The sequence below is a fragment of the Arthrobacter sp. C152 genome, assembly GCF_054890965.1.
Map to the genome: position 1 here is coordinate 1 of NZ_JBTZSU010000006.1, position 15,087 is coordinate 15,087.

10 protein-coding genes are annotated in these 15,087 nt (G+C 66.7%); 2 read left to right on the plus strand and 8 right to left on the minus strand.

The window, feature by feature from the left end; all coding sequences use genetic code 11:
- Positions 1–513: 513 nt before the first annotated feature.
- Positions 514–1,047, plus strand: coding sequence for an endonuclease domain-containing protein (locus ACYSM9_RS05750; protein WP_461856052.1), 534 nt, complete (start codon positions 514–516; stop codon positions 1,045–1,047).
- 198 nt (positions 1,048–1,245) lie between these two features.
- Here ACYSM9_RS05750 and ACYSM9_RS05755 read toward each other — a convergent pair whose 3' ends face one another.
- The 8 genes from ACYSM9_RS05755 to glmS all read right to left on the minus strand — a co-directional run bounded on the left by ACYSM9_RS05755 (position 1,246) and on the right by glmS (position 13,963).
- The gene (locus ACYSM9_RS05755) at positions 1,246–2,331 is read right to left on the minus strand and encodes an inositol-3-phosphate synthase (RefSeq protein WP_461856053.1); all 1,086 of its coding nucleotides are present in this window, start codon (positions 2,329–2,331) and stop codon (positions 1,246–1,248) included.
- A 171-nt stretch (positions 2,332–2,502) separates the two neighbouring features.
- Positions 2,503–3,543, minus strand: coding sequence for an L-glyceraldehyde 3-phosphate reductase (mgrA, locus tag ACYSM9_RS05760; protein ID WP_461856054.1), 1,041 nt, complete (start codon positions 3,541–3,543; stop codon positions 2,503–2,505).
- A 4-nt stretch (positions 3,544–3,547) separates the two neighbouring features.
- Positions 3,548–5,329 (minus strand): malto-oligosyltrehalose trehalohydrolase, encoded by a 1,782-nt coding sequence (gene treZ, locus ACYSM9_RS05765; RefSeq protein ID WP_461856055.1) that lies wholly within the window; start codon positions 5,327–5,329, stop codon positions 3,548–3,550.
- The gene (treY, locus tag ACYSM9_RS05770) at positions 5,326–7,653 is read right to left on the minus strand and encodes a malto-oligosyltrehalose synthase (protein ID WP_461856056.1); all 2,328 of its coding nucleotides are present in this window, start codon (positions 7,651–7,653) and stop codon (positions 5,326–5,328) included. The genes treZ and treY overlap by 4 nt, the downstream gene beginning before the upstream one ends.
- The gene (gene glgX, locus ACYSM9_RS05775) at positions 7,650–9,914 is read right to left on the minus strand and encodes a glycogen debranching protein GlgX (RefSeq protein ID WP_461856057.1); all 2,265 of its coding nucleotides are present in this window, start codon (positions 9,912–9,914) and stop codon (positions 7,650–7,652) included. The genes treY and glgX overlap by 4 nt, the downstream gene beginning before the upstream one ends.
- Before the next feature lie 68 nt (positions 9,915–9,982).
- The gene (locus tag ACYSM9_RS05780; protein WP_461856058.1) at positions 9,983–11,566 is read right to left on the minus strand and encodes an NAD(P)H-hydrate dehydratase; all 1,584 of its coding nucleotides are present in this window, start codon (positions 11,564–11,566) and stop codon (positions 9,983–9,985) included.
- Between the two features lie 16 nt (positions 11,567–11,582).
- Positions 11,583–11,930: a holo-ACP synthase gene (locus ACYSM9_RS05785; RefSeq protein WP_018760400.1), complete on the minus strand. Its 348-nt coding sequence runs from the start codon at positions 11,928–11,930 to the stop codon at positions 11,583–11,585.
- A gap of 140 nt (positions 11,931–12,070) precedes the next feature.
- Positions 12,071–13,963 carry a glutamine--fructose-6-phosphate transaminase (isomerizing) gene (gene glmS, locus ACYSM9_RS05790; RefSeq protein ID WP_461856217.1) on the minus strand — a complete coding sequence of 631 codons (1,893 nt, stop codon included), beginning with the start codon at positions 13,961–13,963 and terminating at the stop codon, positions 12,071–12,073.
- A 128-nt stretch (positions 13,964–14,091) separates the two neighbouring features.
- Between glmS and coaA the strand changes: the two genes are divergently transcribed.
- Complete coding sequence (coaA, locus tag ACYSM9_RS05795; protein ID WP_461856218.1) at positions 14,092–15,087, plus strand: type I pantothenate kinase; 996 nt, start codon at positions 14,092–14,094, stop codon at positions 15,085–15,087.

The following is a 15,087-nucleotide window of genomic DNA, read 5'->3' on the forward strand; positions in this document are numbered from 1 at the left end:
ACGTCGGCCAAAGTTCCGTTCTTGGACTGCAGGGGCTTGTGGATAACTCCGCGCAGCTGTCGGCCACTTGCATGAGAATGCAGTATGCGACCCCATCTGCCCTTGCCCGCACACTTGGCCAGCAGGCCTTTCACGGTCGAAAGATCCAAGAGCGCCGGCCTGAACCACAACCGCTTGCGGCGCGTTGACGTTGAACACGTCAGTCGGGGACTCTATCGCCCCGCCGCGTGGAACTTCCATCTTGAGGACGCCGCCCGCGCATTGTCGGAGGCAACGCCAGGAGCATGGATTTCACATGTTACGGCGGCTCGACTTCGCAGTTCTGTCTTGCCCCCTTGGTTGTCCGACTCCAACGAACTGCATCTCAGCAAGCCCACGGCACTTCCGGGAGCACGCAGGAAAGGAATTCATGGTCATCGGGTCATAGTGCGGCCTGGCGAAGTTGAGTTTGTCGAGGGGATTTGGTTCAGCACCCGGGCGCGGACGTGGCTGGACATGGCAAGACAGTTGCCCTTGGGCGACTTGGTGGCGATGGGAGACGAACTGATTCGCCAGCCCCGTCCTGACCTCGAAGAAGGCAGGGAGAGCCCCTACGCAACAATTGAGGAACTCCGGTCGCTCATTGACGGGCATCCGAACCTGCAAGGGGTAGTCCGAGCGAGAAACGCACTGGACTTGATGCGCGTAGGATCCGACTCTGCTCCTGAAACGTTCCTTCGACTAGCCATGTTGAATGCGGGCCTCCCCGAGCCGGAGTTGCAGCTAAAACTTCGTCCTGAGGACTCCCGATCGCCCTCCTGCGATCTCGGCTTTCGACTCCGCAGAATTGCCATCCAGTACGACGGCGGCCACCACCTCCGCGAACGGCAGCGAATAAGCGATCGGAGGAGGGACAGGTCCTTCGATGCGGCCGGGTGGACCGTTGTCATCATCGACAAGGCCGATCAGGAGGACGATTTCGCCCCCGCCATCAAGAAGATCAAGCGGGCTTTGAGGAGTTCCGTGGCGGATTCCACTGTCAATTCGGGATTCGCTAACAGGCATTAGATGGAGCCGGACAAATCCCACTCCAGTGAGGGCTCGTCCGCCCGAAAGCTACCAAAGGTGAGCGGGCGTTCCGGGTAAACGCGTCAAAGGTGAGCAGGGGTGAGTGGAAGACCTGTCAGAAGTGAGCGGGCGTGTTAAGCGGGAGCGCTCCCCTACCCGGAGGTGAGGGAGCGCTTCCGGCAAGAACTGTAGGAGCGGTTAGCGTTCGAGGTCGCCGCGGATGAAGGCTTCGACCTTCTCGCGGGCGAGGTCGTCGTTGAACTGCTCCGGCGGGGACTTCATGAAGTAGCTCGATGCGGACAGCAGTGGGCCGCCGATGCCTCGGTCCAGGCCGATCTTGGCCGCACGGATCGCGTCGATGATCACGCCGGCCGAGTTGGGCGAGTCCCAGACCTCCAGCTTGTACTCCAGCGACACCGGGGCGTCACCGAAGTTCCGGCCCTCCAGGCGCACGAACGCCCACTTGCGGTCATCAAGCCACTGCACGTAGTCGGACGGGCCGATGTGGACGTCCTTGGCCGCAAGCTCGGCCTCGACGTTGGAGGTGACGGCCTGCGTCTTGGAGATCTTCTTGGACTCCAGCCGGTCACGCTCCAGCATGTTCTTGAAGTCCATGTTGCCGCCGACGTTGAGCTGGTAGGTGCGGTCCAGGGTGACGCCGCGGTCCTCGAACAGCTTGGCCATGACGCGGTGCGTGATGGTGGCACCGATCTGGCTCTTGATGTCGTCACCGACAATCGGGACACCGGCGGCGGTGAACTTGTCAGCCCATTCCTTCGTGCCGGCGATGAAGACAGGCAGGGCGTTCACGAACGCCACGCCGGCGTCGATGGCGCACTGCGCGTAGAACTCGGCGGCCTCCTGCGAACCGACCGGCAGGTAGCAGACCATGACGTCAACCTTGGCGTCCTTGAGCGCCTGGACAACGTCAACCGGCTCTTCGGTGGACTGCTCGATGGTCTCCAGGTAGTACCGGCCCAAACCATCCAGGGTGTGGCCGCGCTGGACCGTGACACCGGTCGGCGGGACATCGGCGATCTTGATGGTGTTGTTCTCACTGGCGCCGATGGCATGGGCGAGGTCATGGCCAACCTTCTTGCCATCGACGTCGAACGCCGCCACGAACTCCACATCACCGACGTGGTACGGGCCGAACTCAACATGCATGAGGCCAGGAATGGTGGCCTTCGGGTCAGCGTCCTTATAGTACTCAACGCCCTGGACCAGCGAGGCGGCGCAGTTACCCACGCCAACGATTGCGACACGAATCGGATGTGAAGACACGGAACTCCTTTGGAACGATCGTCAGCCGGCCGGGGGTGACTTCGCGGGAAGTACGACGGCGGCCGGCTGGCACGGCGCCGCGCGGCGCCTTTTCATACTACCCAACACGGCGGGACCGGGCGCCGTGCGCCCGGTCCCGCCGTAAGAAAACATGCTGTAGGAAAGCCGTTGTCAGGCCTTCTGCTTCCAGAGGTTGATGTCCGACTCCACCGCGAATTCATCGATGGCGTTGAGTTCCTCGTCCGTGAAGGCCAGGTTGTTGATGGCGGCGAGACTGTCCTCCAGCTGCCGGACGCTGGAGGCGCCGATCAGGGCGGACGTGACAGGCGAACCCTTGGGCTGGTCCCGCAGGATCCAGGCGATGGCCATCTGGGCGAGCGACTGCCCGCGGCCCTCCGCGATTCCCTGCAGGCCGCGGACCCGGTCCAGCTTCTCCTCGGTGATTGAATCCTCGGACAGGAACCGGGCCTTCGCGGCGCGGGAATCGGCCGGGATGCCGTTGAGGTAGCGGTCGGTGAGCATGCCCTGTGCCAGGGGCGAGAAGGCAATGGATCCGGCACCCACCTGGTCAAGCACCTCGTACAGGTTCGGCGATCCGTCCTCGGTCCAGCGGTTGAGCATCGAGTAGCTGGGCTGGTGGATCAGCAGCGGAGTGCCCAGTTCCTTGAGGATCCGGGCGGCCTCAAGGGTCTGCTCCGGGGTGTAGGAGGAAATGCCGGCATAGAGCGCCTTGCCGGATCGCACGGCATAGTCCAGGGCGCCCATGGTTTCTTCCAGCGGGGTCTCGGGATCGGGCCGGTGGCTGTAGAAGATGTCCACGTAGTCCAGGCCCATCCGTTGGAGCGACTGGTCCAGGCTGGAGATCAGGTATTTGCGCGAACCCCACTCGCCGTAGGGGCCGGGCCACATGTAGTAGCCGGCCTTGGTGGAGATCACCAGCTCGTCACGGTACGGCTTGAAGTCGTCCCGCAGGTGCCGGCCGAAGTTGGTTTCGGCGGACCCGTCGGGCGGGCCATAGTTGTTGGCGAGGTCGAAGTGGTTGACGCCCAGGTCGAAGGCGCGGCGCAGGATGGCGCGCTGTTCGTCGAAGCGCTTGTCGTCGCCGAAGTTGTGCCAGAGGCCCAGGGAAATGGCCGGAAGCTTCAGTCCGCTGCGGCCGACGCGGCGGTAGGGCATGGAGTCGTAGCGGTTCTCCGCTGCTGAATAAGTCATATTTCTATCCTGCCAGTTGTGTGCCGAGGATCACAGCGCTCCAGGGGCCGAATGCCAGGGTGTCGCCGTCGAGGGCCGCCTCCTGGTCAGTCGACAGGAGCACCGCGCCCGAAACGCCGTCAAGCTCCGCCTTCGCGTCGGAGAAATTCACCAGTACCTCGACGGATCCGCGCCGGAACCGCAGCCAGCCGGCGTCGTCGTCGTACGAAACCTCCGTCCCACCAAACCCAAGCCCGCCCAGTTCCGGATGACCGCGGCGCAGCGCCGTCAGGGACCGGTACAGCTCCAGGAGGCGCGCGTGGTCACCGGTGGTGGCCTCGGACCAGTCCAGTTTGGACCGGCGGAAGGTTTCCGGGTCCTGCGGATCAGGCACGACGGCGGGATCCCACCCCATGCGCTCGAACTCCTTGATGCGCCCTTCCGCGGTGGCCTTCCCGAGCTCCGGTTCGGGATGGGATGTGAAAAACTGCCACGGCGTGGAGGCGCCATATTCCTCGCCCATGAACAGCATGGGCGTGAACGGGGAGGTCAGCGTGAGGACCGCGGCCACGGCGAGCTGTCCGTAGGAGAGCGACTGCGAGAGCCGGTCCCCCGTGGCCCGGTTGCCGATCTGGTCGTGGTTCTGGTTGCAGACCACCAGCGCCGCCGGGTGTACCAGGCCGCCATTGATGGGCCGGCCGTGGTGCCGGCCGCGGAAGCTGGAGTAGCTGCCGTCATGCAAAAACCCATCGCGCAGGACTTTGGCCAGCACGCCCAGGGACTCGAAATCCGAGTAGTAACCCGTCGTTTCGCCGCTGACGTCCACGTGGACGGCGTGGTGGAAGTCATCGCTCCACTGGCCGGCCAGGCCGTACCCGTTGGCCTCCCGCGGGTAGATCAGGCGGGGGTTGTTCAGGTCCGATTCCGCGACGAGGGTCTTGGGCAGGCCCGTCTCGGCGGCGACGGCGTCACCCAGCGCGCCCAGATCCTCCAGGATGTGCACGGCGCGCTCGTCCCGCAGGGCGTGCACGGCGTCGAGGCGGAGCCCGTCCACGTGGTAGTCCCGCAGCCAGAGCGCTGCATTGTCCAGGATGTATTCGCGCACCACGTCCGAGCCGGGACCGTCGAGGTTGACGGAGTCGCCCCACGTGTTGGCGTCACCCTGCTTCAGGTAGGGCCCGAACCTGGGCAGGTAGTTGCCGCTGGGGCCCAGGTGGTTGTAGACCACGTCCTGGATGACGCCGAGCCCGGCAGCGTGGGCGGCGTCGACGAACCGCTGGTAGGCCGCCGGGCCGCCGTAGCCTTCGTGCACGGCGTACCACTGGACGCCGTCGTAGCCCCAGTTGTGGGTGCCGTTGAAGCCGTTGACCGGCAGCAGTTCCACGAAGTCGATGCCCAGGTCCGCCAGGTATCCGAGCTTTTCCGCTGCGGCGTCGAGGGTGCCTTCGGGCGTGAAGGTGCCGACGTGCAGCTCGTAGATCACCGAGCCCTGCAGGTCCTTCCCCCGCCAGGCCGAGTCCTGCCAGGCATGGGCTGCGGGGTCGAACGTCCGTGAGAGTTCGTGGACACCGTTCGGCACGCGCCGGGACCGCGGGTCGGGCAGCGGATGCGTGTCCCCGTCCAGCAGGTAGCCGTAGTCCACGTCGCCGTCTGCCGGGGCGTCGGGCGCCGTCCACCAGCCTTCCGAGCCCGGCGCCGTGTCCTTTTTCTGCATCGGATAGTGCCGGCCGTCAGCCAACAAAACCACCGATGAAGCCTCCGGCGCCCACACGTCGAAGCGCTCGGGTCCAGCGTTGACCAGGGTCATGCCTTTTCTCCATTCACGGGCACCAGCAGGGCCACCGGGTAGGTACCCAGGACCTCCGCCACGGAAACGGGCCCGGCACCGTAGGTGGCGCCGGTGAGTTCGTCGCGCATGGCGGAGGAAAGTTCGACGGCGGTGTCCCGCCACCCGCCGCCGGCTTCCAGTCCCGCGGGCAGCCGCGTGGCCAGGGTCAGGGCGCCCGAGGATGTTTCGGCGCCCCGGGAGAACGCGAGCAGGTGTCCGGCGGCGGCTCCGGTGGCCGTCACCGGAACGTAGCCCTGGAACAACTCGGGCCGGTCCCGGCGCAGGCGCAGGGCACGGGAGGTGACCAGGAGCTTGCTGGACTCTGTGCCCGCGGCCGGCAACGTGCCGGCGTCGAGCTTTGCCAGTTCTGCCTGGCGGGCACCAAAGTCCACGGGCCGGCGGTTGTCCGGGTCCGTGAGCGAGCGTTCCCAGAACTCGCTCCCCTGATACACGTCCGGGACGCCGGGCATGGTCAGCTGCACCAGCTTGGCGGAGACGGAGTTGGCGGCGGAGAAAGCGTCGATGCGGGCCACGAAGTCGTCCACCACCGTGGCAACCCTGGGATCGTCAAAGACGGCGTCCACGGCGGCCTTCACCTTCGCTTCGAAGTCCTCGTTGGGATCGGTCCACTTGGTGGAGTTCCCGGCCTCGCGCGCCGCCTTGGATGCGTACCCCTGCAACCGTTCCCGGCTGGCCGGCCAGGCGCCCACAGTGGCCTGCCACAGCAGGTTCTCGTACGGCCCATCCGGGACCGGGGCCAGACCGCGCAGCGTTTCCAGCGTTTCGTCCCACTCCCCGGGAAGTTCGGCGAGAACCGAGATCCGCGCCCTGGCGTCCTCGCTGCGCTTGGTGTCGTGGGTGGACAGGGTAGTCATGGACAGCGGCAGGTCCTGCTGCCGCCGCTGCATCCGCTGGTGGAACTCCTCGGGGGACACCGCGAACTCGGTGGGTTCGGCGCCCACTTCGGTCAGGGTACCCAGCCGGGTATAGCGGTAGAACGCGGTGTCCTCCACGCCCTTGGCCATGACCATGCCGGAGGTCTGCTGGAAGCGGATGGCGATCGGGTTGGCGGGGTCCAGCAGCAGCGGAAGCAGTGTACCCACCGCGACGTCCAGGTCGGGCCGGTGCGCCGCAGCCGACTCGCACGCTTCCTTGAGGATTTCCGCGCCCACGGGCAGGTACGTCCGGTACACAGGGAAGGAGGCAATGATCTCCGCCACGGCGTCCGCCGCCTGGTCCAGCTCAAGCCCGTAGGACTCGGGAACCAGCCGGGCCAGGCGCAGCACCTCGGACCGAAGGATGCCGTCGGCGATCATGCGCTTGGTGCCGCGGATCATCTCCGCGTAGTCAGCCGGCAGCGCAGCCGGGCGCAGCTTCGCATCGAGGGCATCCAGCGCCTGCTGCCCGGCCGGGTCGACGAAGACCCGGTCGACGTCCGCCAGGGCGTCGTAACCGGTGGTGCCTTCGCAGGCGAATTCCTGCGGCAGGACCTCACCGGGTTCCAGGATCTTCTCCACCAGGACGTAGGCGCCGCCGCTGAGGTCCTTGAGCCACCGGAGGTAGCCGGCGGGATCAGCCAGGCCGTCCGGATGGTCCACCCGGAGACCGTCCACGAGCCCGTCGTTGAACCAGCGGCCTACTTCGGCGTGGGCCTTGTCGAAGACCGAGGGTTCCTCAACGCGGATGCCGGCCAGGGTGGTGACGGCGAAGAAGCGCCGGTAGTTCAGTTCCGCGTCGGCGCGGCGCCAGTCCATCAGCTGGTAGTGCTGGCGGCTGTGGACCTCCTGCGGTGAATCACCGTCGGCGTATGTGCCCTCGGCGATCGGGAACCGGTGGTCGTAGTACCGGAGCTCGCCGTCCTTGATCTCCAGCTTGTCCAGGTCCGCGTCCGAGCCCAGCATCGGCAGCCGCACCTTGCCGCCGCCCAGGTCCCAGTCGACGTCGAACGCTTCGGCGTACGGCGAGGCCTGCCCTTCCTTCAGCAGGGACCACCACCAGGGGTTCTGGACCGGCGTGGCAACACCCACGTGGTTGGGCACGATGTCCACCAGGACGCCCATGCCGTGCTCCCGCGCGGCCTTGGACAGGGCCAGCAGGCCTTCCGGGCCGCCCCGTTCGGGGTCCACCGCGGAAGGATCGGTCACGTCGTAGCCGTGGTCCGAACCCTGTTCGGCCGTCAGGATGGGTGACAGGTAGACCCAGTCGACGCCGAGGTCCTTGAGGTACGGGACCTGGCGGGCGGCGTCGAACAGGGTGAAGCCGCGCCGGATCTGCAGCCGGTAAGTGGAAGCGGGCGTTCTCATTTCTTGGCCGCCTTCGCCCCGCCCGCTTTGGTTGCCCTCGCTTCGCTCGCCTCCGCTGCCTTGGTCTGCGCTTCCACCATCTCCTCCTGGGCTTCCTCCTGCTCCACCATGGAAGCCAGGGAGGCGGCCGCGGACACGTCCACTTCAGCCTCAGGGCCGGAGTAGGCGCGCAGCACCACCATGGACTTGGCGTCCAGCCTCAGCGTGGCACCCGCCTTCAGCGGTTCGTAGGCGTCGGCCTGGGCGGCGGTGTCGATCAGGACTTCCCAGTACTGCGAGTACTCGTCGGAGGGAAGGCAGAAGTCCACAACGTCGTCGTGCGCGTTGAAGGCCATGATGAAGCTGTCATCGGTGATCCTGCGGCCACGCGAATCCTGTTCCTGGATGCCGTCGCCGTTGTAGAAGACGCCGATGGTCCGGCCGAACCCGCTGCCCCAGTCCTCGGGCAGCATCTCGGTGCCGTCGGTCTTCAGCCAGACGATGTCCGGCAGCTTTTCGCCCTGGCCGCGGCGCACCGGCCGGCCGTCGAAGAAGCGGCTGCGCCGGAACGTTGGGTGGTCGTGCCGGAGTTTGCTGACGAACGCGGTGAATTCGACCAGGGGCTGGTCCATGGCCTCCCAGTGCACCCAGCTCAGCTCGGAATCCTGGCAGTAGGTGTTGTTGTTGCCCTGCTGGGTACGGCCCAGCTCGTCGCCGTGCAGCACCATCGGCACACCCTGCGAAAGCAGCAGCGTGGCGATGAAGTTCCGCTGCTGGCGGGCGCGCAGGGTCAGCACCTTTTCGTCGTCGGTGTCCCCTTCGGCCCCGCAGTTCCAGGAACGGTTGTGCGATTCGCCGTCGTTGTTGCCTTCGCCGTTGGCCTCGTTGTGCTTCTCGTTGTAGGAGACGAGGTCCCGCATGGTGAAGCCGTCGTGCGCGGTGACGAAGTTGATCGAGGCCACCGGGCGCCGGGCGGAACTTTCGTAGAGGTCGGCGGAGCCGGTGAGGCGGGACGCGAATTCACCCAGCGTGGAGGGCTCGCCGCGCCAGAAGTCACGGACAGTGTCCCGGTATTTGCCGTTCCACTCGGTCCACTGCGGCGGGAAGTTGCCCACCTGGTAGCCGCCGGGGCCGACGTCCCACGGCTCGGCGATCAGCTTGACCTGGGACACGATCGGGTCCTGCTGGATGAGTTCGAAGAAGGTGGAGAGCTTGTCCACGTCGTAGAACTCCCGCGCCAGGGTGGAGGCGAGGTCGAAGCGGAAACCGTCCACATGCATCTCGGTGACCCAGTACCGCAGGGAATCCATCAGCAGCTGCAGGGAGTGCGGGTGCCGGACGTTGAGCGAGTTTCCGGTGCCGGTGTAGTCCATGTAGTGCTTGAGGTCGTTGTCCACCAGGCGGTAGTAGGCCTGGTTGTCGATGCCCTTGAAGGACAGCGTGGGGCCGAGGTGGTTGCCTTCGGCGGTGTGGTTGTAGACGACGTCGAGGATCACCTCGATGCCGGCACGGTGCAGGTCGCGGACCATGGCTTTGAATTCCTGGACCTGGTGCCCCACGTCGCCGGTGGAGCTGTAGGTGTTTTGCGGGGCGAAGAACCCGATCGTGTTGTAGCCCCAGTAGTTGCTCAGACCCTTCTCCTGGAGAGTGCCGTCGTTGACGAACTGGTGCACCGGCATGAGCTCGATCGCCGTGACGCCGAGTTTCTTCAGGTGCTCGATGACGGCCGGGTGGGCCACGCCGGCGTACGTGCCGCGCTGTTCCTCGGGGATTTCGGGGTGCAGCTCGGTCAGGCCCTTGACGTGGGCCTCGTAGATGACCGACTCGTGGTAGGGGATCCGCAGCTGGCGGTCGCCGTCCCACTCGAAAAACGGGTTGATCACGACACCGTGCATGGTGTGGGGCGCCGAGTCCGCGTCATTGCGGGAATCCGGGTCGCCGAAGTTGTAGGAGAAGAGCGCCGGGTCCCAGTCGATCTGGCCCTGGATGGCCTTGGCGTAGGGGTCCATCAGCAGCTTGTTGGGGTTGAACCGGTTGCCGCCCGCGGGGTCGTACGGGCCGTGGACCCGGTAGCCGTACTTCTGGCCGGGCTGGATGTGCGGGAGGTAGCAGTGCCAGACATAGCCGTCCACCTCGGTGAGTTCGATCCGGGTCTCGGTGAGGTCGTCGGCCAGGAGGCAGAGTTCGACCCGCTTCGCCTGTTCGCTGAACAGGGCGAAATTCGTGCCGGTGCCGTCAAAGGTAGCCCCCAGCGGGTAGGCAGTTCCAGGCCAGACTTCCATCGTGCTCCTCATTGTTGGTCAGCAGCAGAGGGCATCGGAACGCCCCTGCTGCTGGTGCGAACTAATGCCTACCGTAATGGTTGGCTGTGACTTTTACGTTTCCTGGCTCCAGGGTTACTAAGCATGCTGACCTTACCCCACGTTTCGGGTATAGTACCGGCGATTCCGCTGGCGGCGATCGGGCCGCCGGAGGCCTTGTCGGACGCTGCACGACCGGCACGCCCGTGCAGCGCGGCCCCCAGCGCGGCCAGCGCAGCCCAGCGGTCGCCGTCGTCGATTCCAAGCGCCTTGAAGTGCCCGACGCCGGGCCCCGCCTGGGCGAGCAGCGCACCGATGACGCCGGCCAGCACGTCCCCGCTCCCCGCTGTGGCGAGCCAGGGAGTGCCGTCGGCCTGGCTGAAGGTCCCGCCGTGGGGTGCGGCGACGAGTGTCGTGGCGCCCTTGAGCAGGACGGTGGCTCCGGTGCGGTCCGCAGCCCGGCGCACGGCGGCCAGCGTCCCGGCTTCAACGGCTTCCCGGTCCTCCCCGCCGCCCAGGCGGTGCAGCAGCGAGGCGAGTTCGCCGGCGTGCGGGGTAAGCACCACGTGCGGTGCGAGCCTGTCCGGAAGTGCGGCCAGCGCGCCGGCGTCGGCCACGACCGGAAGGCCCGATTCGATGGCGTCCCGTGCCCGGGCCAGTTGCTCGTGGTCCTGCGGTCCCATGCCCGAGCCCACCAGCCACGCCTGCACCCGGTTGTCCGCCACGCTGCCGGTGCTGCAGACCACTTCGGGACAGGACTGGCGGATCAACTCCGCCACGGCGGGCGGCCCCAGGTAGCGGACCATGCCCACGCCCGCGGCCAGCGCGCCCCGGCATGCCAGGACCGCGGCCCCCGGGTAGTCCTCGGAACCGGCCACCACGCCGAGCACGCCCCGGGAGTATTTGTGGGCGCGCCGGGCCGGATGCGGCAGGAGGCGTGCGAAATCTTCGTCTCCAAGCCGGCGCAGCGACGGTCCCGGCAGGTGCTCCTCGATCCCGATGGGCACCACGATGACCCGGCCGGCATGGTCCGCTCCGGGGTCGGCCAGGAGGCCGGTCTTCGCGCCGCCGAAGGTGACGGTCAGGTCAGCAGGGAGGACCGGCGCGGACGCTTCGCCGGTATCGGCATCAATGCCGCTGGGAAGGTCGCACGCCACCACGAAGCCGCGCCTGCGGTCCCCGCCCAGGGCACGGACGAGGTCCGCGGCGGTCCCCCGCAGGCCGCCCTTCGCGCCGGTGCCAAGCATGGCATCGATAACGACGTCGGCCCTGGCGGCTTCGGCTGCCAGCCCGGGAAGTGCCGCCTGGGTAAGCCGGTGCACCCGGCCGCCTGCGCGCTCAAAGGCTGCCAAACCAGCTGGATGGGCGGCATCCCCGGTGAGGACCGCCGTCGTACGCATTCCCCTGGCGGCAAGGAAGGCGCCGGCGTACAGGCCGTCGCCGCCGTTGTTGCCCTTTCCGGTGAGCACCACGACGCCGGCGCCATACAGCCGTGTTCCGCGGGCCTGGAGCTCGCGGACCACGGCGTTGGCGAGGCCGTGTGCGGCGCGCTGCATGAGGGCGTCGCCGAGCCCGGCGTCGAGGAGGGGTTGCTCGGCTGCCCGGACCTGCGTGCCGGTGTAGGCGTTGATCATGCGGCGGGCCGCCGGCTCAGCCCTCGGCCAGGACCGTGGCCGTGGCGATGCCGCCGTCGTGGCTGATGGACAGGTGCCAGCGCTTGACGCCCTTGGCCTCGGCGACGGCGAGCACCGTTCCCTTGACCTGGACGGTGGGGCCGTTCTGGTCCAGGCCGATCCAGCAGTCCTGCCAGTTCATGCCGGCCGGGGCGCCCAGGACTTTGGCTACAGCTTCCTTGGCAGCGAACCGGGCAGCCAGGGACCGGGTGTTCAGTTCCCGTTCCGCGGGGACGAACAGGCGGTCCCGCAGGCCCGGTGTCCGTTCAAGCTGGCGGCCAAACCGCTCGATGTCTACTACGTCTACGCCAATGCCAACGATCATGCGCTCATTCTACGGTGGCGCCCCCGGGCGGAAGCCGGCGCGCGCCGGTTGAGCCAGTTGTCCGCCGATAGCGCAAAAGCTGGACCTTAACGCGGAAGACCCCGGGCCGTGGGGCCCGGGGTCTTCTGCGTGCATCTCTGCTATTCGACGGTGACGCTCTTGGCGAGGTTGCGCGGCTGGTCCACGTCGTAGCCCTTGGCGGCGGCGAGTTCGGCGGCAAAGATCTGCAGCGGCACGGTGGTCAGGAGCGGCATCAGCAGGGTGGGCGTCTCCGGGACGTAGAAGACGTGCTCGGCATAGGCCTTGACCGCTTCGTCGCCTTCCTCGGCGATCACCAGCGTGCGGGCACCGCGGGCGCGGACTTCCTGGATGTTGGAGACCACCTTGGAGTGCAGCGAGTCGCGGCCGCGCGGGGACGGGACCACCACGAACACCGGCTGGCCCTCGTCGATCAGGGCGATGGGGCCGTGCTTGAGCTCGCCGGCGGCGAAGCCTTCGGCGTGGATGTAGGCGATTTCCTTGAGCTTCAGCGCGCCCTCGAGCGCCACCGGGTAGCCTACGTGGCGGCCCAGGAACAGGACGGACTTCTCGTTGGCCATGCTCCGCGCGAGTTCACGCAGCGGGCCGGCGTTGTCCAGGATGGTCTGGATCTTGGCGGGGATCTTGTTCAGGTCCGCCAGGACGTCCTTGATCTGCCCGGAGAAGATGTTGCCGCGGAGCTGGGCCAGGTAAAGGCCCAGCAGGTAGGCGGCGGTGATCTGGGCCAGGAACGCCTTGGTGGAGGCGACGGCGATTTCCGGGCCGGCGTGCGTGTACAGCACGGCGTCGGATTCGCGCGGGATGGTGGAGCCGTTGGTGTTGCAGATCGAGATCGTCTTGGCGCCCTGCTCGCGGGCGTAGCGGACGGCCATCAGGGTATCCATGGTCTCACCGGACTGGCTGATGGAGACCACCAGGGTGTTCTCGTTCAGGATGGGGTCGCGGTAGCGGAACTCGTGGGCCAGCTCCACCTCCGTGGGGATCCGGCACCAGTTCTCGATGGCGTACTTGGCCACGGTCCCGGCGTACGCGGCGGTGCCGCAGGCCAGCACGATGATCTTGTCGACCTTCTTCAGCAGCTCCGGGTCAATCCGCAGCTCATCGAGGGTCAGCTTGCCCTTGATGTCCGAGCGGCCCAGCAGGGTCTGCGCCACGGCGTCGGGCTGGTCATGGATTTCCTTCTCCATGAACGAGGAGAAGCCACCCTTTTCCGCGGAGGCAGGGTCCCAGTCCACGTGGTATTCCTTGCCGGAGGCCGGGTTGCCGTAGAAGTCGGTGATGTCCACCGTGTCAGCGGTGATGGTGACGATCTGGTCCTGGCCCAGCTCCACGGCGCGGCGGGTGTAGTCGATAAAGCCGGAGACGTCCGAGCCGAGGAAGTTCTCCCCTTCGCCCAGGCCGACCACGAGCGGCGAGTTGCGGCGCGCGGCCACGACGACGTCGGGCTGGTCGGCGTGCACGGCCAGGAGCGTGAAAGCGCCCTCGAGGCGCTGGCAGGCCAGTTCCATGGCGCGGGTCAGGCCACCGTTGGACGTGTCACCACCGAGCTTGTTCCGGAAGATGTCGCCCAGCAGGGCTGCGGCGACCTCGGTATCGGTCTCCGAGATGAAGGTGACACCCTTTTCCAGCAGCTCGAGCTTGAGCTCGGCGAAGTTTTCGATGATGCCGTTGTGGATCACGGCGAGCTTGCCGTCGTCGGACAGATGCGGGTGCGCGTTGCGGTCCGTGGGGCCGCCGTGCGTGGCCCAGCGGGTGTGCCCGATCCCGGTGGTGGCTGCCGGCAGCGGCCGGGCCTCCAGCTCGGCGACCAGGTTGGTCAGCTTGCCCGACTTCTTCCTCGACTCGATGGTCCCTTCGGACACCACCGCCACACCGGCGGAATCGTACCCGCGGTACTCCAGGCGGCGCAGCCCCTCAAGGACAACATCCAAAGCACTGTGACCCTTAATTGCACCGTCAGACGAACGGCCTACGTATCCCACGATTCCACACATAGGCACAAGACTATCGGGAGCATGCCCGGTTGCTCTAAACGGGCCGGTCAGCGCCACGCGCGTTCGCGCCAGGACTTCGGCGTGAAGGTGACCACGCCGCCGCGCTGACGTGTCGCCGCCATTTCGTGATGGCGCGGGCGCGGGGCAGAATCTTTAGCGTGACTTCGCAACGCAACGAAGCGAACGGGGAGGGTGCCTCGCCGTTCGTGGAGCTGGACCGGCAAACCTGGTCCCGGCTCGCAGCCCAGATGGAACAGCCCCTTAATGAAGAGGACGTGCTGCGCCTTCGTGGTCTTGGCGACCCCTTGGACATCAACGAGGTCCGGGATGTCTACCTCCCGCTGTCCCGGCTGCTGCACCTTTATGTCGAAGCCGCGGGGCAATTGCATGCGGCCACCACAACCTTCCTGGGGGAGCAGACCCAGCGCACCCCGTTCGTCATCGGCGTTGCCGGATCCGTTGCCGTCGGAAAGTCCACCATTGCGCGCGTGCTGCGGGAGATGCTCCGCCGCTGGCCCGGAACCCCGAACGTGGAGCTGATCACCACGGACGGGTTCCTCTATCCCCTGGCAGAGCTCAAGCGCCGGCAGTTGCTGGACCGGAAGGGTTTCCCCGAGTCCTACGACCGGCGGGCGCTGCTGCGGTTCGTCAGCGAGATCAAAAGCGGCGCGGAGGAGGTCCGGGCGCCCTGGTACTCGCATGTCACGTACGACATCGTCCCCGGCAAGGAAGTGGTGGTCCGCCGTCCGGACGTCCTGATTGTGGAGGGCCTGAACGTCCTGGCCCCGGCGCGGCCGCGGCATGACGGCCGCCAGGGCCTGGCGTTGAGTGACTTCTTCGACTTTTCGATTTACGTGGACGCCAAGACTTCATACATCGAGGAGTGGTATGTGGACCGGTTCCGGAAGCTGCGGAGCACGGCGTTCGCGCAGCCGGAGTCCTACTTTCACCGGTACGCCACGTTGTCGGATGAAGAGGCGGAGAGCACGGCCCGGGACATCTGGAAGCGGATCAACGAACCCAACCTGGAGGAGAACGTCCTGCCGACCCGGGGCCGCGCGCAGCTGGTGCTCACCAAGGAGGCGGACCACTCGATCCGCCGGATGCTCCTGCGGAAGGTTTAG

Coding starts and splice junctions, on each gene's coding strand:
- mgrA (WP_461856054.1), bottom strand. CDS start 3,543: ATGACTTATTCAGCAGCGGAGAACCGCTACGACTCCATGCCCTACCGC.
- treZ (WP_461856055.1), bottom strand. CDS start 5,329: ATGACCCTGGTCAACGCTGGACCCGAGCGCTTCGACGTGTGGGCGCCG.
- treY (WP_461856056.1), bottom strand. CDS start 7,653: ATGAGAACGCCCGCTTCCACTTACCGGCTGCAGATCCGGCGCGGCTTC.
- glgX (WP_461856057.1), bottom strand. CDS start 9,914: ATGGAAGTCTGGCCTGGAACTGCCTACCCGCTGGGGGCTACCTTTGAC.
- ACYSM9_RS05780 (WP_461856058.1), bottom strand. CDS start 11,566: ATGATCAACGCCTACACCGGCACGCAGGTCCGGGCAGCCGAGCAACCC.
- ACYSM9_RS05785 (WP_018760400.1), bottom strand. CDS start 11,930: ATGATCGTTGGCATTGGCGTAGACGTAGTAGACATCGAGCGGTTTGGC.
- glmS (WP_461856217.1), bottom strand. CDS start 13,963: ATGTGTGGAATCGTGGGATACGTAGGCCGTTCGTCTGACGGTGCAATT.
- coaA (WP_461856218.1), top strand. CDS start 14,092: ATGGCGCGGGCGCGGGGCAGAATCTTTAGCGTGACTTCGCAACGCAAC.